This is a genomic window from Hydrogenophaga sp. R2, assembly GCF_049843595.1.
GTDB lineage: Bacteria > Pseudomonadota > Gammaproteobacteria > Burkholderiales > Burkholderiaceae_C > Hydrogenophaga.
Window position 1 is genome coordinate 984,462 of record NZ_JBBHZN010000001.1, and the last position, 16,691, is coordinate 1,001,152.

Annotated in this window: 17 protein-coding genes; 1 reads left to right on the forward strand and 16 read right to left on the reverse strand. The window is 68.7% G+C overall.

Annotated features, from left to right (window positions below; translation table 11 throughout):
* Nucleotides 1-46: 46 nt before the first annotated feature.
* The 16 genes from WD026_RS04675 to rpsB all read right to left on the reverse strand — a co-directional run bounded on the left by WD026_RS04675 (nucleotide 47) and on the right by rpsB (nucleotide 15,193).
* Nucleotides 47-823, reverse strand: coding sequence for a TrmH family RNA methyltransferase (locus tag WD026_RS04675; protein WP_425722477.1), 777 nt, complete (start codon nucleotides 821-823; stop codon nucleotides 47-49).
* Nucleotides 820-1,458: a ribonuclease HII gene (gene rnhB / locus WD026_RS04680; RefSeq protein WP_425722478.1), complete on the reverse strand. Its 639-nt coding sequence runs from the start codon at nucleotides 1,456-1,458 to the stop codon at nucleotides 820-822. Before rnhB ends, WD026_RS04675 begins: the two co-directional genes overlap by 4 nt.
* Complete coding sequence (lpxB, locus tag WD026_RS04685) at nucleotides 1,430-2,575, reverse strand: lipid-A-disaccharide synthase (RefSeq protein WP_425722479.1); 1,146 nt, start codon at nucleotides 2,573-2,575, stop codon at nucleotides 1,430-1,432. The genes rnhB and lpxB overlap by 29 nt, the downstream gene beginning before the upstream one ends.
* Before the next feature lie 8 nt (nucleotides 2,576-2,583).
* Nucleotides 2,584-3,378 (reverse strand): acyl-ACP--UDP-N-acetylglucosamine O-acyltransferase, encoded by a 795-nt coding sequence (gene lpxA, locus WD026_RS04690; protein WP_425722480.1) that lies wholly within the window; start codon nucleotides 3,376-3,378, stop codon nucleotides 2,584-2,586.
* 19 nt (nucleotides 3,379-3,397) lie between these two features.
* Complete coding sequence (fabZ, locus tag WD026_RS04695) at nucleotides 3,398-3,835, reverse strand: 3-hydroxyacyl-ACP dehydratase FabZ (RefSeq protein ID WP_425722481.1); 438 nt, start codon at nucleotides 3,833-3,835, stop codon at nucleotides 3,398-3,400.
* A 5-nt stretch (nucleotides 3,836-3,840) separates the two neighbouring features.
* Nucleotides 3,841-4,890 carry a UDP-3-O-(3-hydroxymyristoyl)glucosamine N-acyltransferase gene (gene lpxD, locus WD026_RS04700; protein WP_425722482.1) on the reverse strand — a complete coding sequence of 350 codons (1,050 nt, stop codon included), beginning with the start codon at nucleotides 4,888-4,890 and terminating at the stop codon, nucleotides 3,841-3,843.
* Between the two features lie 10 nt (nucleotides 4,891-4,900).
* Nucleotides 4,901-5,413 (reverse strand): OmpH family outer membrane protein, encoded by a 513-nt coding sequence (locus WD026_RS04705; protein WP_425722483.1) that lies wholly within the window; start codon nucleotides 5,411-5,413, stop codon nucleotides 4,901-4,903.
* Between the two features lie 5 nt (nucleotides 5,414-5,418).
* Nucleotides 5,419-7,755 (reverse strand): outer membrane protein assembly factor BamA, encoded by a 2,337-nt coding sequence (bamA, locus tag WD026_RS04710; protein WP_425722484.1) that lies wholly within the window; start codon nucleotides 7,753-7,755, stop codon nucleotides 5,419-5,421.
* A gap of 13 nt (nucleotides 7,756-7,768) precedes the next feature.
* Nucleotides 7,769-9,133, reverse strand: a complete 1,365-nt coding sequence (gene rseP, locus WD026_RS04715; protein WP_425722485.1) for an RIP metalloprotease RseP — start codon at nucleotides 9,131-9,133, stop codon at nucleotides 7,769-7,771.
* A 10-nt stretch (nucleotides 9,134-9,143) separates the two neighbouring features.
* Nucleotides 9,144-10,325: a 1-deoxy-D-xylulose-5-phosphate reductoisomerase gene (gene ispC / locus WD026_RS04720; protein WP_425722486.1), complete on the reverse strand. Its 1,182-nt coding sequence runs from the start codon at nucleotides 10,323-10,325 to the stop codon at nucleotides 9,144-9,146.
* A 14-nt stretch (nucleotides 10,326-10,339) separates the two neighbouring features.
* Nucleotides 10,340-11,173, reverse strand: a complete 834-nt coding sequence (locus WD026_RS04725) for a phosphatidate cytidylyltransferase (protein WP_425722487.1) — start codon at nucleotides 11,171-11,173, stop codon at nucleotides 10,340-10,342.
* Nucleotides 11,166-11,927 carry a polyprenyl diphosphate synthase gene (uppS, locus tag WD026_RS04730; protein ID WP_425722488.1) on the reverse strand — a complete coding sequence of 254 codons (762 nt, stop codon included), beginning with the start codon at nucleotides 11,925-11,927 and terminating at the stop codon, nucleotides 11,166-11,168. Before uppS ends, WD026_RS04725 begins: the two co-directional genes overlap by 8 nt.
* A gap of 38 nt (nucleotides 11,928-11,965) precedes the next feature.
* On the reverse strand, nucleotides 11,966-12,526 hold the full coding sequence (gene frr / locus WD026_RS04735; protein ID WP_086119554.1) for a ribosome recycling factor: 561 nt from the start codon (nucleotides 12,524-12,526) through the stop codon (nucleotides 11,966-11,968).
* A gap of 35 nt (nucleotides 12,527-12,561) precedes the next feature.
* Nucleotides 12,562-13,272, reverse strand: a complete 711-nt coding sequence (gene pyrH / locus WD026_RS04740) for a UMP kinase (protein ID WP_425722489.1) — start codon at nucleotides 13,270-13,272, stop codon at nucleotides 12,562-12,564.
* Nucleotides 13,273-13,424: 152 nt separating this feature from the next.
* Nucleotides 13,425-14,318, reverse strand: coding sequence for a translation elongation factor Ts (gene tsf, locus WD026_RS04745; protein WP_425722490.1), 894 nt, complete (start codon nucleotides 14,316-14,318; stop codon nucleotides 13,425-13,427).
* A 119-nt stretch (nucleotides 14,319-14,437) separates the two neighbouring features.
* A complete protein-coding gene (gene rpsB, locus WD026_RS04750; RefSeq protein WP_425722491.1) occupies nucleotides 14,438-15,193 on the reverse strand; it encodes a 30S ribosomal protein S2 in 756 nt (251 codons plus the stop codon).
* A 236-nt stretch (nucleotides 15,194-15,429) separates the two neighbouring features.
* Between rpsB and WD026_RS04755 the strand changes: the two genes are divergently transcribed.
* Nucleotides 15,430-16,689 carry an FAD-dependent oxidoreductase gene (locus WD026_RS04755; protein WP_425722492.1) on the forward strand — a complete coding sequence of 420 codons (1,260 nt, stop codon included), beginning with the start codon at nucleotides 15,430-15,432 and terminating at the stop codon, nucleotides 16,687-16,689.
* Nucleotides 16,690-16,691: the final 2 nt, after the last annotated feature.

Here is a 16,691-nt window from a genome sequence, read left to right on the forward strand (position 1 = left end):
TTTCCCCGCGCGCTGCCCATCGAACGCGGCAGCCGCCAGCGGGTCGTCAGCCAACGCGGGCCGCCGCGCTGGCGTGCAGGCAGATCGCCGCCGCCGCCGCCACGTTCAGCGACTCCTCGCCACCGGGCTGGGCGATCCGCACATGGGCGGACGCACGCGCCATCAGTCCCTCGCCCACGCCCTGCCCTTCGTGGCCCATCACCCAGGCGCAGGGCCAGGGCAAGGCGGCCCGGTGCAGCAGGTCGCCCAGGTGCGAGCTGGTCACCAGCAGGGGCACCTGCAGCGCCTGCAGATCGTCCACCGCCAGGCCCTCCACCAGATGCAGCGCAAAGTGCGAACCCATGCCGGCCCGCACCACCTTGGGCGACCACAGCGCAGCCGTGCCGCGCAGGGCCAGCACCTGCGTGAACCCGAACGCGGCCGCGCTGCGCAGGATGGACCCCACGTTGCCGGCATCCTGAAGGCGGTCGAGCACCACCGCAGGGGCCTGCACCCGCACGCCGTGCTGCTGCGGCAACCGCCACAGGAAACCCATGGCCGCGGGCGACTCCAGCCCGCTGATGCCGGCCATGAGCGCGTCGGGCAGCAGCACCACCTGCCGCTGTGCCGCGCGGCGCAGCGCATCCGCTGCCCCGGCCCAGCCGGCCTCGGTGAACACCGCCACCTCCGGCCGATGGCCGCGCGCCAGCAGCGCCCGGCACAGGTGATCGCCCTCCAGCCACACGGCGCCCTGCTTGCGGTAGGCCGTGTTGTCCTGCGCCAGCTGGCGCAACTGGCGCAGCAGCGGGTTGTCGCGCGAGGTGATGCGCTGGGGTTCGGTCATGCAGGGCTCCGGTCGGACGCAGTGAGGGCCTGGGCCACCGGCGCAAAGGAACGCCGGTGCACCGGCAGCGGGCCATGGCGGCGCAGCGCCGCCAGGTGGTCGGCCGTGCCGTAGCCCTTGTGGCGGTCAAAACCGTATTCCGGGTGGCGCTGGTGCAGCTCGATGAGCTGCCGGTCGCGCGTGACCTTGGCCAGGATGGATGCCGCCGAGATGGCCGCCACCTTGGCGTCGCCACCGACGATGGCCTCGGCCAGCACCTCCAGCGGCGGCAGCCGGTTGCCGTCCACCAGCACCTTGGCCGGCTTCAGGCGCAGGCCCTGCACCGCACGGCGCATGGCCAGCATCGTGGCCTGCAGGATGTTGAGCCGGTCGATCTCCTCCACCGAGGCCTCGGCCACCGAGCAGCACAGGGCCTTGGCCCGGATCTCGTCGAACAGCACCTCGCGGCGCGCAGCACTGAGCTTCTTGGAATCGTTCAGACCGGGGATGGGACGCAGGTCGTCCAGGATGACGGCGGCCGCCACCACCGGGCCGGCCAGCGGGCCACGGCCGGCCTCGTCCACACCGGCCACCAGACCGGGCACATCCCAGGCCAGCGTGGCCTGCTCAGGCAGCGACGATTTGCGCGATCGCATCGGTGGCCAGCCGGGCGGTGTCCCGGCTCAACTGGTGGTGGAGATCGGTGAAGCGCGCCTGCAGTGCCGCCGCAGCGGCGGTGTCGTCCAGCCAGCGCAGGGTGGCCTGGGCCAGGGCCTCGGGCGTGGCGCGGTCCTGCAGGTACTCGGGCACCACGAAATCGTTGCACAGGATGTTGGGCAGGCCCACCCAGGGCTGGAGCTGCTTGCGTTTCATGATCTGCCACGAGAGCCAGTTCATGTTGTAGGCAATGACCATGGGCCGCTTGAAGAGTGCCGCTTCCAGCGTGGCGGTGCCGCTGGCGATCAGCGTCACGTCGCAGGCCGCCAGAGCGGCATGCGACCGGCCGGTGACCACGGTGATGCGTTCACCCAGCCCGCTGGCCTGCACCAGCGCATCCACGCGGGCGCGCAGTGCGGGCACGGCCGGCAGCACGAAATGCAGATCGGGGCGCTGGCGCGCCATCGACACCGCTGCCTGCACGAAGCGCTCGCCCAGGTACTGCAGCTCGGACTGGCGGCTGCCGGGCAGCAGGGCCACCACCGGCGCCCGGTCCGGCAGACCCAGCTGGCGACGCGCCGCCAGCCGGTCCGGCTCCATCGGAATCACCTGCGCCAGCGGGTGCCCCACGTAGGTGGCGGCAATGCCGTGGCGCTGCAGCAGTTCGGGCTCGAACGGGAAGATGCACAGCACATGGTCGACGCTGCGGCGGATCTTCTCGATGCGCTCGGGCCGCCAGGCCCACACCGAGGGGCACACGAAGTGCATGGTCGGCACGCCGGCGGCCTTGAGGCCGGCTTCCAGATCGAGGTTGAAATCGGGCGCATCCACACCGATGAAGAGGTCGGGCCGGACTCCCTGCAGCAGCCGCTGCTGCAGCTGCCGGCGGATGCCGACGATCTCGCGGTAGTGGCGCAGCACCTCCACGTAGCCACGCACTGCCAGCTTCTCGCTGGGCCACCAGGCCTCGAAGCCCTGGGCCTGCATCTGCGGTCCACCGATGCCGCCGGTGGTGGCGTGCGGCCAGCGTTCACGAACCCCGCCCAGCAACAGGCCCGCCAGCAGATCGCCCGATGTCTCGCCCGCCACCAGGGCCAGGCGCAACGCATCGCCCACGTCGGACCTCAGCGCACGATGCCGCGCTGGGCCGAGGTGCCGCGCAGGAAGTCCAGCATCATGGCCACGTCGGGCGCCGCCTCGGGTTTCTCGGCGGTCAGCGCCTCGATGCGTTGGGCGGCCGCGTCCAGCGTGAGGTCGTCGCGGTAGAGATGCTTGTGCATGGCCTTCACCGCCGAGATGCGCTCCGGCGAGAAACCCCGGCGGCGCAGCCCTTCGAAGTTCATGGAACGGGCCTGGGCCGGCTGGCCCTGGCACATCACGAAGGGCGGCAGATCGGCGAACAGCAGCGAGCACATGGCGGTCATGGCGTGTGCCCCGATGCGCACGAACTGGTGCACCACGGTGAAGCCGCCCAGGATCACCCAGTCGCCGACCTCCACATGGCCGGCCAGCTGGCTGTTGTTGGCGAAGATGGTCTTGTTGCCCACGGTGCAGTCGTGCGCCAGGTGCACGTAGGCCATGATCCAGTTGTCGTCGCCCACGCGGGTGACACCCTTGTCACCGGGCGAGCCGATGTTGAAGGTGCAGAACTCGCGGATGGTGTTGCGGTCGCCGATGACCAGCTCGCAGGGTTCGCCCGCGTACTTCTTGTCCTGGGGGATCGCGCCCAGCGAGTTGAACTGGAAGATGCGGTTGTCGCGGCCGATGGTGGTGTGGCCCTCGATCACGCAATGGGCACCCACGGTGGTCCCTGCGCCGATGCGCACGTGCGGGCCGATCACGGTGTAGGGACCGACCGACACCGAACTGTCGAGCTGGGCGGCCGGGTCGACCAGCGCGGTCGGATGGATGAGGCTCACGTCGGGTCTCCGTCGGGCTTCAGGCGATGGTGCGCATGGTGCACATCAGCTCGGCCTCGCAGGCCACCTCGTCACCCACGCGGGTGGTGCCCTTGAACTTGTAGATGCCGGCCTTGGCGCGCTCCAGCGACACGTCCATCACGAGCTGGTCACCCGGCTCCACCGGGCGCTTGAAGCGCGCGCCGTCGATGCCGGCAAAGTAATACACCGTCTTGTCGTCCGGGGCCACTCCCTGGGTGTGGAAGGTCAGCAGCGCTGCCGCCTGGGCCATGGCTTCGAGCATCAGCACGCCCGGCATGACCGGGCGGTGCGGAAAGTGGCCGGTGAAGAAAGGCTCGTTGATGGTGACGTTCTTCAGCGCCTTGATGCGCTGCCCGGATTCGATCTCCAGCACGCGATCCACCAGCAGGATCGGGTAACGGTGAGGCAGCAGCTTGAGGATCTGGTGGATGTCCATGGTGGTCAGTCGGTGTTCTTGTGAAGGGCCTGCGCGATGGCGTGTTCGGCGGCCTTGAGGCGCTCGCGCAGGCGGTTGAGCTGCTTGAGCGAAGCGGCGTTCTTTTCCCAGGCGGCATTGTCGTCGATGGGGAACATGCCGGTGTACTGGCCCGGCTGCAGGATGGAGCGCGTGACCACCGAGGCGGCCGAGATGTGCACCCCGTCGGCCAGCGTCAGATGCCCCAGCACGATGGCGCCACCGCCCACGGTGCAGCGCGCGCCGATGGTGGCACTGCCCGCCACGCCTACGCAGCCGGCCATGGCCGTGTGATCGCCGATCTTCACGTTGTGGCCGATCTGGATCAGGTTGTCGAGCTTCACCCCGTTGCCGATCACCGTGTCGTCCAGTGCACCGCGGTCGATGCAGCAGTTGGCGCCGATCTCCACATCGTCGCCGATGCGCACCGCGCCCAGCTGCTCGATCTTGATCCATTGCCCGCCATGCGGAGCAAAGCCGAACCCGTCGGCGCCGATCACCACGCCCGGATGCACGATGCAGCGCTGCCCGAGGGAACAGGCCTCGCGCACCGTCACCTGGCCATACAGGCGGCTGCCCTCCCCCACTGCCACACCGGCCTCGAGCACCGTGTGTGCGCCCAGCGACACGCCGTTGCCCAGACGCACCCCCGGGCCCACCACGGCAAACGGGCCGATGCTCACGCCCTCCCCGACCACCGCCGAGGCATCCACCACCGCAGACGGGTGAATGCCCGCCGGCTGGGCAGCGGCATGCTGCTGCTTCCACCACTGGGTCAGGCGGGCAAAGTACAGGTAGGGGTCGTCCGTGACGATGCAGTCGCCCCGCGCGCTGGCGGCCGCCTGCAAGGCCGGCGGCACGATCAACACACCCGCCTGGGTGGTGTCGATCTGCCGGGCATAACGGGGATGGGACACGAACGACAGATCGGCCGGCCCTGCTGTGTCCAGCGGTGCCAGCCGATGAATGCTTCGGTCGGGGGATCCGTGCAGTGCCCCACCCAGGGCCTGCACGATGTGGTTCAGCAGCGCGGCCATGCGCCGCCCGTCACTTCGCGCTGTCGAGGGCGGACATGACCTTGTCGGTGATGTCCACGCGCGGGTTGATGTAGTAGGCCTCGGAGACGATCAGGTCGTACTTGTCCGATTCGGCAATCTGGCGCACCACACGGTTGAGCTTCTCGACCACCTGCTGCAGGGCCTCGTTGCGGCGCAGGTTGAGCTCTTCCTGGAAATCGCGCTGGCGGCGCTGGATGTCGCGCTCCTGCTCGGCGAGCTGGCGCTGGCGATTGGCCCGCTGGCTCTCGGCCATGGTCGGACCCTCCTTCTCGAACTTTTCCACCGCAGCGCGGAACTGGTCGGCCGCCGTGCGGATGTCGCGCTCACGCTTGGAGAAATCCTGCTCCAGCTTGGCCGACACCGCCTTGGCGGTGTTCGACTCGCGCAGGATCTTCTCGACGTTGATGGCGCCGATCTTGGTGGCCTGTGCCATGGCCGGACCGGCCAGCAGGGCCAGACCCATGAACAAGGACAGGACAAGACGGCGGGCAAACGAAGACATGTTCATCAAAACGAGGTTCCGATCTGGAATTGGAAACGCTGGATTTTATCCTGCGGCTGCTTGCGGATGGGACTGGCGATGGCGAACCGCAGCGGACCCACCGGCGAGATCCAGCTCAGGCCGATACCGACCGAGGCGCGCAGGTCCGAGAACAGGCCGGGCGATCCGGCCACCTCCGAGTTGGCCACGTTGCCCACGTCGAAGAAGCCGAACATGCGCAGCGTGCGGTCGTTGCCGGCACCCGGGAACGGGGTGATGAATTCGGCGTTGAAGGCGAAGCTCTGGTTGCCGCCGATGTTGAGCTGCTGCACCGGATTGGTGTTGCGGACGTTGGAGAGCGGGCCCAGGGTACCCTGCTCGAAGCCGCGCACCGACCCCAGACCACCGCCGAAGAAGTTCTTGAAGATGGGGTATGGCTTGCCGCCAAAGCCCTTGCCGTAACCCAGCTCGGTGTTGAAGGCCAGGGTGTACTTCTTGCTCAGCGGGATGTACTGCTGGAACTGGTAGTTGGCCTTGACGTAGCGGGCGTCACCCGCCACGGCCACCTCGGTGTTGAAGCGCTGGTAACGGCCGGTGGTGGGCACCAGGGCGCTGTCGCGGGAATCGCGGGCCCAGCCCACGGTCAGCGGGAGCGTGTTGCTGGTGGCACCGAACTGGTCGCGGTAGCTGGCGTAAGCATCGGGCAGGAAGCTGCCGTCCTCGATGGTGGTCTGCTCCACACCCACGCCGAAGAACACCGTGTCCTGCTCGGTGAAGGGCACGCCGAACCGGGTGCTCACGCCCTTGGTGATCAGGCGGTAGTCGCCCAGGTCCTGGGTCTGGGTGCCGTAGGGGCGGGTCGTGCGGTAGTAGGCGTCGAAGCTGCGCGACACGCCGTCGGGCGTGAAGTACGGGTCGGTCGTGCTCAGCACCACCTGCCGGTTGAACTTGCTGGTGTTGACGTCGATGCCCAGGTAGTTGCCGGAGCCGAACACGTTTTCCTGCCGGATGCCGGCCACCAGCGACAGGCCCTCGGCCTGGCCGTAGCCGGCGCCCAGGGTCAGGTTGCCGGTGGGCTTTTCGGCCACCGCCACGGTCAGGTCCACCTGGTCCGGCGAACCCGGCACGGCCTGGGTGTCGATGGACACGTTGGTAAAGAAACCCAGGCGGTCCACGCGGTCGCGCGAGAGGCGGATGCGGTCGCTGTCGTACCAGGCCGATTCGAACTGGCGGAACTCGCGGCGGATGACTTCGTCGCGGGTGCGGTTGTTGCCTTCCACGTTGATGCGGCGCACGTACACCCGACGCGAGGGCTGGGCGCGGATGACGAAGGCCACCCGCTTGTTGGCCCGGTCGATGTCGGGCGTGGCTTCCACCTGGGCGAAGGCATAGCCGAAGGCGCCGAAGTACTCGGTGAAGGCCTTGGTGGTGGCGGTCAGATCCTCGACGTTGTAGGCCTCGCCGGGCTTGAGCGTGACCAGGGTCTTGAACTCGTTCTCGCGGCCCAGGTACTCGCCTTCCAGTGCCACCGACGACACCACGTAACGGTCGCCCTCGGTGATGTTGAGCGTGATGGACATCTCGTCCTTGCCCGGGGTGATGGCCACCTGGGTGGAGTCGATGCGGAACTCGAGGAAGCCGCGGGTCAGGTAGTAGGAACGCAGCGTCTCGATGTCGGCGTTGAGCTTGGCGCGCGAGTAGCGGTCGGACTTGGTGTACCAGCTCAGCCAGTTGCCGGTGTTGAGGTCGAACAGATCGCGCAGGGTGGACTCCGAGAAGGCGCGGTTGCCGACGATGCGGATGTCGGTGATGCGCGCGATGTCGCCCTCGACCACGCTGAAGTTCAGGTTGATGCGGTTGCGCTCGGTCGGGGTGACGGTGGTCACCACCTGGGCGGCGTACATGCTGCGGGTGATGTACTGGCGCTTGAGCTCCTGCTCGGCACGGTCGGCCAGCGCCTTGTCGAACGGGCGGCCTTCGGCCAGACCGATGTCGCGCAGCGACTTGCGCAGGGTCTCGGCGTCGAACTCCTTGATGCCGGAGAAGCTCACGTCGGCCACGGTGGGACGCTCTTCCACGATCACGGTGAGCACGTCGCCATCGACCTGGATGCGCACATCGCTGAACAGACCCAGGCCGAACAGCGAGCGGATCGCGCTGGAACCCTTGTCGTCGTTGTACTGGTCGCCGATGCGGAACGGCAGCGACGCGAAGATGGTGCCGGGCTCGACGCGCTGCAGACCTTCGACGCGGATGTCGCGGACGGTGAACGGATCGACCGCCCAGGCGGGCAAGGCCGCCATCAGGGTTGACGCGAGCACGGTGAGCGTGAGGCCGCGAAAACCGGATTTCTTGAATTTCATGAGAAGGAAGCGTTCAGCCTGCGAGGCGGGCCACATCGTTGAACAAGGCGATGGACATGAGCGCCATGAGAACCATGACGCCGCCCCGCTGCAGGCGATCCATCCAGACGTCGGAGATGCGACGCCCCGTCACACCCTCCCAAAGATAATACATCAGGTGCCCCCCATCGAGGACCGGCAGTGGCAGCAGGTTGAGCACGCCCAGACTGACGCTGATGAGGGCCAGGAACAGGATGTAAGGGGTGATGCCGAGGCTGGCCGACTTGCCGGCGTAATCGGCAATCGTGAGGGGTCCGCTGAGGTTGCTCAGCGACGCTTCGCCGATCAGCATGCGGCCCATCATCTTGAGCGTGAGCCAGGACACCTCGGCCGTCTTCACCACCCCCTGCCAGAGCCCGTCCACCGGGCCGTGGTCCACGGTGGTCATGGCGGGCAACCCGCCGATGTAGGCGCCGACACGGCCGAGCCACACGCCATCGCGCTGCTCGGGCGCCGGCCGGACCTCGACATCCACCAGCTGCCCCTGCCGCAGCACACGCCACTGCTGGGTGCGCTCCTCGCCGGCGGGGCCCACGCCGCTGCGGATGAGGGTGCGCAGGTGCTGGCCATCCTTGACCGCGATGCCGTCCACCGACTGCACCCGGTCGCCGGCCTTCAGGCCGGCCGCCTGGGCCGCACCACCGTCCATGACCTCCCCCACCTCGGGCGGGCTGTACGGTGCGGTGATGCCGATGCGCTGGAACAGCGAAGCATCGGCTTCGCGGACCTGCAGGCTGGAGAGCGGCAGCAGCACCGGGCGCCCGGCATCCTCCGGGTTCCGGCCCACCCACAGGGTCATGTCGCGGCCGTCCAGCGCACCCTGGGTGAGTCGCCAGCGCAGGTCCTCGAAGGAGCGCACGGCCGTGGGCTCGTCCTCGGCGAAGGCGGCACGCACCACGCGTTCGCCGCCCTGGAGCCCGGCCTTCTCGGCCAGCGACCCGGCCACCGGCCCGGAGAGCACCGGCTGCGGCTCCTGCACCCCGACCCAGTTGACCACGGCGTACAGCAGCACCGCCAGCAGCAGGTTGGCCGCCGGGCCGGCCGCCACGATGGCGGCGCGCTTCTTCAGCGACTGGGTGTTGAAGGCCAGGTGGCGCTCGGCCGGGTCGACCGGCCCCTCGCGCTCGTCCAGCATGCGCACATAGCCGCCCAGGGGCAGCGCACCGATCACGTACTCGGTGGGACTGCCGGCCCGGCGCCAGGTGAACAGGGGTTTGCCGAAGCCGACCGAAAAGCGCAGCACCTTCACGCCGCAGGCCACCGCCACCCGGTAGTGACCGTATTCGTGCACGGCAATCAGCAGGCCCAGGGCAGCGATGAAGGCAACGACGGTCAGCATGGCGGAGCGCTCAGGAAGTGGATTCGAAGTGCCGGACGTGGGACTGGGCCATCGACCGGGCCTGGGCGTCGATGGCCATCAGGTCATCCACGCTGCCCGGCTTGGAGGGCACGAGGCTGGTCAAAGTTGCACGGTTGACCGCATGGATGCGGTCGAACCGCAGACGACCCTCCAGGAAGGCCGCCACGGCCACCTCGTTGGCAGCATTGAGCACCGCCGTGGTGCCGGTGGGCCCGGCCAGGGCCTCCCAGGCCAGCGGCAGGCCGGGGAAACGGGCAGCGTCCGGCTTTTCGAAGGTGAGCGATGCGAGCTTGGAGAAATCGAGCGGCTGAGCGCCGGACTCGATGCGCTCGGGCCACGACAGCCCATAGGCGATCGGCACCCGCATGTCGGGCGTGCCGAGCTGGGCCACGATGGAGTGATCGCGGTACTGCACCATGGAATGCACCACGCTCTGCGGATGGATCACCACCTCGATGCGTTCGGGCGGCAGACCGAAGAGGTAACGCGCCTCGATCACTTCCAGTGCCTTGTTCATCATGGTGGCCGAGTCCACCGAGATCTTCCGGCCCATGACCCAGTTGGGATGGGCGCAGGCCTGATCGGGCGTGACATCGGACAGGGTGGCCGGGTCGCGGGTGCGGAACGGACCACCGGAGGCGGTGAGCACGATGCGGTCCACCCGCCGGTCCCAGGTGGACGGGTCTTCGGGCAGCGACTGGAAGATGGCCGAGTGCTCGCTGTCGATGGGCAGCAGGGTGGCCCCGCCCTCCCGCACCGCCTGCATGAACAGGTCGGCCCCGACCACCAGCGCCTCCTTGTTGGCCAGCAGCAGCTTCTTGCCGGCGCGGGCAGCGGCCAGTGCCGGCGCCAGGCCGGCGGCGCCCACGATGGCGGCCATCACCATGTCGACCGCCGGATCGGCACTCACCTCGCACAGGGCAGCCTCGCCCGACCGCACTTCCACCGCCAGGCCTTCGGCCCGGCAGCGCTCGCGCAGCGCCGCTGCCTGCGGCTCGCCGGCCATCACCGCCACGGCGGGACGGAAGCGCTGGCACTGCGCCAGCATGAGGTCGACCTGGGTGGACGCGGTCAGCGCATGAACGCGGTAACGGTCAGGATGGCGGGCCACCACATCCAGGGTGCTGGTGCCGATGGAGCCGGTGGAGCCCAGGACGGTAAGGGTCTGCATGCGATGGGACAGTGTCAGAAGGTGGAGAGCATCATGGCCAGGGGCAGCACCGGCACCAGGGCATCCACCCGGTCGAGCACGCCGCCATGGCCAGGCAGCAACTGGCTGGAGTCCTTGACGCCGGCCGAGCGCTTGACCAGCGACTCCACCAGATCGCCCGCCACGCTCATGGCGGTCAGGCCCAGCAAGGCCGGCAGGGCCACCAGCCAGCCGTGTGCGGCCAGGCGCGCATACAGGCTGTGGCCGTCGCCCCAGCCGGACGCATCGGCCAGCACCCAGCCACCGGCCAGCAGCATCACGCCCAGCAGGCCGCTGATGGCGCCTTCCCAGCTCTTGCCGGGGCTGATGCTGGGCGCCAGCTTGCGGCGCCCCAGGGTGCGTCCGCCGGCATAGGCCGCGATGTCGGCCACCCAGACCAGCAGCAGCACCGACAGCAGAAAGCTCAGGCTCTGCAGGCGCGCCTGCACCAGGGCCAGCCAGGCACAGGCCAGCAGGAACAGACCCAGCCACAGGCGCAGCGGCGCGGGCCAGCGCCCCCAGCCCGCCACGCCGCGCCACAGCATGACCACCGCCAGCGCCAGCCACAGGCCGCCCACCAGCAACCACAGCGCGCGCCAGTCGCGCTCCAGACCGCCAGAGAGCCACAGGGCCAGCAGCACCGCCCCCAGGCCCAGGCCGATCAGGCGCGAGGCCAGCGGTCCGCAGCCATTGAGGCGCGACCACTCCCAGCCCGCAGCCACGATCAGCAACAGGGTGAAGCCGGCAAACGGTGCGATGGAGGCATGGAACAGCGCGGGGAGCAGGATGGCCAGCAGGACCACTGCGGTGATGACGCGCTGTTTAAGCATGGAGACGGGTGTCGGCCATGGCGGGCGCCTGGGCGTCCGCCACCTGTTCGGACGTCTTGCCGAAGCGGCGTTCGCGCCGGGCGAATTCGGCCAGGGCGCGGTCGAGTGCCTCGGCGTCGAAGTCCGGCCACAGGGTGTCGGTGAAGACGAACTCAGTGTAGGCCGACTGCCAGAGCAGGAAGTTGCTGATGCGCACCTCGCCCCCGGTGCGGATCAGCAGGTCGGGGTCGGCCACATGGGACAGCGCCATGGCACCCGAGAGGCTGTCCTCGGTGATCTCGCGCCCTTCGGCGGCCAGCCGCCGGGCTGCCTGCACGACGTCCCAGCGTCCGCCGTAGTTGAAGCACACGTTGAGGACCATGCGGCGGTTGTGGGCGGTCTGCTGCTCGGCTGCATACAGGCCCTGCACCACCCGGGCCGACAGACCGTCGCGGTCACCCGGGAAGTGGAGCCGCACCCCGTTCTCGGACAGGCTGGGCACCTCGCGCTGCAGGCCCAGCACCAGCAGGTCCATCAGGCCGGAGACTTCGTCCGCAGGACGGCTCCAGTTCTCGGAGGAGAACGCGAACACGGTCAGCACCTGGATGCCGCGCTCCAGACTGGCACGCACCACCCGGCGCAACGCCTCCACCCCCTGCTTGTGACCCGCCACCCGCGGCATCCAGCGCTGCCGGGCCCAGCGTCCGTTGCCGTCCATGACGATGGCCACATGGGCGGGCACGCGGCTGGTGGAAGTGGGGGGGGCGTGGGTCACGGTGGCGCGGTCGGCAGATGCAGGGGTCGGGGGGACGGTCAGACGGCCATGATGTCCTGTTCCTTGGAAGCCACCAGCTTGTCCACCTCGGCGATCATGCGGTCGGTCAGCTTCTGGATGTCTTCCTGGGCACGGCGGTCGTCGTCTTCGGAGGCCAGCTTGTCCTTGACCAGCTTCTTGACCGCCTCGTTGGCGTCGCGGCGCAGGTTGCGGATGGCGATCTTGGCGGCCTCGCCCTCGCCCTTGACCACCTTGGTCAGCTCGCGGCGGCGCTCTTCGGTCATGGGCGGCATGGGCACGCGGATCAGGTCGCCCTGGGTGGCCGGGTTCAGACCCAGATCGGATTCACGGATGGCTTTCTCGATCTTGGCGCCCATGCCCTTTTCCCACGGCGCCACACCGATGGTGCGGGCGTCCAGCAGGGACAGGTTGGCCACCTGGGACAGCGGCAGCATGGAGCCGTAGTAGTCCACATGCACCGTGTCGAGCAGCTGGGGGTTGGCGCGACCGGTGCGCACCTTGGTCAGGCTGTTCTTGAACGCCTCGATCGACTGCTGCATCTTGTGCTCGGCGTTCTTGCGGATGTCGGCAATGGTCATGGAATCTCCGGGGAAAGATGGAACAACGGGGCGTCTCAGACGTGGACCAGGGTGCCTTCGTCGGCACCGGTGACCACGGCGCGCAGCGCGCCCGGCTTGAAGATCGAGAACACCTTGACCGGCAGCTTCTGGTCGCGGCACAGGGCGAAGGCGGTGGCGTCCATCACCTGCAGGTTGCGGGCCATGGCCTCGTCGAAGCTGATGGTGGTGTAGCGGGTGGCGGTCTTGTCCTTGTTCGGGTCGGCGGTGTAGACACCGTCCACCTTGGTGGCCTTGAGCACCACCTCGGCACCGATCTCGGCACCGCGCAGGGCGGCTGCCGTGTCGGTGGTGAAGAAGGGGTTGCCGGTACCGGCCGCAAACACCACCACCTTGCCCTCTTCCAGGTACTGCAGGGCCTTGGGGCGCACATAGGGCTCGACCACCTGCTCGATGGCAATGGCCGACATCACGCGGGCCACCAGACCGGCCTTCTCCATGGTGTCGGCCAGGGCCAGGGAGTTCATGACCGTGGCCAGCATGCCCATGTAGTCGGCCGTGGCCCGGTCCATGCCGACCGAGCCGCCGGCCACGCCGCGGAAGATGTTGCCGCCACCGATGACGATGGCGACCTGGACGCCCAGGCGGGTGACTTCGGCGATTTCATCCACCATGCGGACGATGGTGGCGCGGTTGATGCCGAATGCGTCGTCGCCCATGAGGGCCTCCCCCGACAGCTTCAGCAGTATCCGTTTGTAGGCTGGCATGAATGACCTTGCGCAGAGCGGTTCTTGGAATCCGGAAATGTCACCGGCGAAGTGTAGCGGCCAGCAGGCGGCCGTCGAGTCGTCGCCGGATGTGACAACGGGCCTTGCGGCCCGTTGCAGTGAGAGCTTGCCGGTTGCCCGGCAGGCCGGTGTCAGGCGCCCTTGGCGGCAGCCACCTGGGCGGCCACTTCGGCGGCGAAATCGTCCACCTTCTTCTCGATGCCCTCGCCCACCACGTACAGGGTGAAGCCCTTGACGTTGGTGCCGGCGCTCTTGAGGTAGGCGCCCACGGTCTGCTTGCCGTCAGCGGCCTTCACGAAGACCTGGTCGGTCAGGGAGACCTCCTTCAGGTACTTCTGCACCGAACCCTCGACCATCTTGGCCACGATGTCGGCCGGCTTGCCGGATTCGGCGGCCTTGGCGGCGGCGACCGAGCGCTCGCGCTCGATCAGGTCGGCGGGCACGTCGGCCGATGTCAGGGAGACCGGCTTCATGGCGGCCACGTGCATGGCCACGTCCTTGGCGGCCACGGCGTCACCGTCGAACTCCACCACCACGCCGATGCGGGTGCCGTGCAGGTAACCGGCCAGCTGGCCACCGTTGGCCCAGCGCTTGAAGCGGCGGAAGGACATGTTCTCGCCGATCTTGCCGATCAGGCCCTTGCGGACCTCTTCCAGGGTGGGGCCGAAGCCGTCCTGGCTGTAGGGCAGCGCGCCCAGGGCTTCGATGTCGGCCGGGTTGTGCTCGGCGATCAGGCGGGCAGCGGCGGCGGCCAGGGCCAGGAAGCTGTCGTTCTTGGTGACGAAGTCGGTCTCGCAGTTGACTTCGATCAGGGCACCGGTGGTGCCGTCGATGTGGGAAGCGACCACGCCTTCGGCGGTCACGCGGCTGGCCGCCTTGCCGGCCTTGGTGCCCAGCTTGACGCGCAGCAGCTCTTCGGCCTTGGCCATGTCGCCGCCGGCCTCGGTCAGGGCCTTCTTGCACTCCATCATGGGGGCGTCGGTCTTGGCGCGCAGTTCGGCGACCATGCTTGCGGTAATTGCCATGTTGCTTTCTCCTGTGGCCTGCCAGGACACCCGGGCAGGCGGTTGAAATTCGGTGTGTATCCGGCGGCAGGGTGTGAAAAAGGGGCTACGCGAGCCCCTCCTGCGCACGCGGTGGGCGATCAGGCGGCAGCGCCGTCCTTGACTTCCACGAACTCGTCGGCGCCTTCGGCAGCCACGGCCTTGACCACGTCGGTCACGGCGTTGGCGCGGCCTTCGAGGATGGCGTCAGCGATGCCACGGGCGTACAGGGCCACGGCGCGGGCCGAGTCGTCGTTGCCAGGGATCACGTAGTCGATGCCGGCCGGCGAGTGGTTGGTGTCCACCACACCCACCAGCGGGATGCCCAGCTTCTGGGCTTCCAGCACGGCGATCTTGTGGAAGCCCACGTCGATCACGAAGATGGCGTCCGGCAGTGCGGTCATGTCCTGGATGCCGCCGATGTCCTTCTCCAGCTTTTCCATTTCGCGGGCGAACAGCAGCTGCTCTTTCTTGGTCATGCTGTCCAGGCCGGCTTCCTGCTGGGCCTGCATGTCCTTCAGGCGCTTGATGGAGGTCTTGACCGTCTTGAAGTTGGTCAGCATGCCACCCAGCCAGCGCTGGTCGACGAAGGGAACGCCGGCGCGGCGGGCTTCAGCCGCCACGATCTCGCGCGAGGTGCGCTTGGTGCCCACCATCAGGATGGTGCCGCGGTTGGCGGAGAGCTGGCGCACGAACTTCTGCGCCTCTTCGAACAGGGGCAGCGTCTTCTCGAGGTTGACGATGTGAATCTTGTTGCGATGGCCGAAGATGTAGGGGGCCATCTTGGGGTTCCAGAAGCGGGTCTGGTGGCCAAAATGGACACCGGCTTCCAGCATTTCGCGCATGGAGATCGACATGGGATTTCTTTCCAGAGGTTGTGTCTAAAATCCAGCCCCGATCGGTCTGCCGCGCCGCCCTGAAAGGGTTGGGTCATCGACAGGTCCGACACCTGGTCGGGCTGGTTTGCGATTGGCCTGCACCGTGGGGTGCAAAGCCTGTCGATTATAGCAGTCACCTTCTCCCCCTCCCGACCCATGCCCTTGCACCCCCCCGCCCACCTGCCTGCACGCCTGTCCCACGCGGGGGGTGATGCATGAAGGTCGCCATCATCGGCGCAGGGGTTGTCGGCATCGCCGCAGCCCATCGCCTGACCGAGGAAGGCCACGCCGTCACGGTGTTCGAGCGGGCCTCCCGCGCCGCGGAGGGAGCCAGCTTTGCCCCGGGCGGCCTGACCGGCGCCGGCTGGCACCAGCCCTGGCGCGGACCGACACGGGGCTTCGGCACCGCAGCCAGCGGCGCCGGCACCCGCCTGACCCTGCGCGGCTGGCCCGGCCTGTCCCGCTGGGGCTGGCTGCTGCAGTGGCGGCGCCAGACGCCGTCGGCCCGGAACGACGATGACCTGGCCGCGCTCCATGCCCTGTCGGTTCGCAGCCAGGAGGTCATGGCCGAACTGCAGAACCGGTTGCAGCTCGACCACGACCGGTCCGATGGATTGCTGGTGCTGCTGCGGTCCCGGCGCGAGCAGGACTGGGCGCAGCCGGTGGTGGCGCGGCTTCGCCAATGGGGCACCCCGTGCCGCGAACTCGACGCCGCCGCCGCACGCCAGATCGAGCCGGCCCTGCGCGCCGACACCCCGCTGGCGGGCGCCATCGAACTGCCGGCCGCCGGCGTGGCGAATGCGCGCGAATGGGCACTGCTGGTCCGGCAGGCGGCGCTGGAGTCGGGTTGCCGGTTCGAGATGGGGCAGGCGGTGTCGGCCCTGGTGCAGCGTCCTCAGGGCGGCATCGAGGTGCAACGCGCCGGGCTGCCGGGCGAGCCCTTCGATGTGGTGGTGCTCTGCAACGGCACCGGCGCGAGGGCTCTGCTGCATGACCACGGTCTGCGCCTGCCGGTGATGGGCGTGCAGGCGTGTTCGGTGAGCGCGCCGCTGCGGGAGCCGCTGGACGCACCGGTCTCGGGGGTGCTGGACGCCGCCACCGGCATCAGCATCACCCGGCTGGGTCAACGGGTCCGGGTGAGCGGCGGACGGCTGCTGTCCAGGGCCGATGCGCCTCCCGACGCAGACACGTTGCGCCAGCTCTACGACGCGCTGCTGGACTGGTTTCCGGGCGCGGCGCGCATGGGGGGCCCACGCAGCAGCCTGCAGGAATGGCAGGCAACCCAGGCGGTGCTGCCCGAAGGGCCGCCCCTGATCGGCCCCACCCGGGTGCCCGGCCTGTGGCTGAACGTGGGTCACGGTGAAGCCGGCTGGAGCCAGGCGGGCGGCGCGGCCAGCCTGCTGGCCGACGAGATGTCCGGACAGGCCCCCACCCTGGACGCCCGTCCGTTCCTGCCCACCCGCCGAGGGCTCTGAAC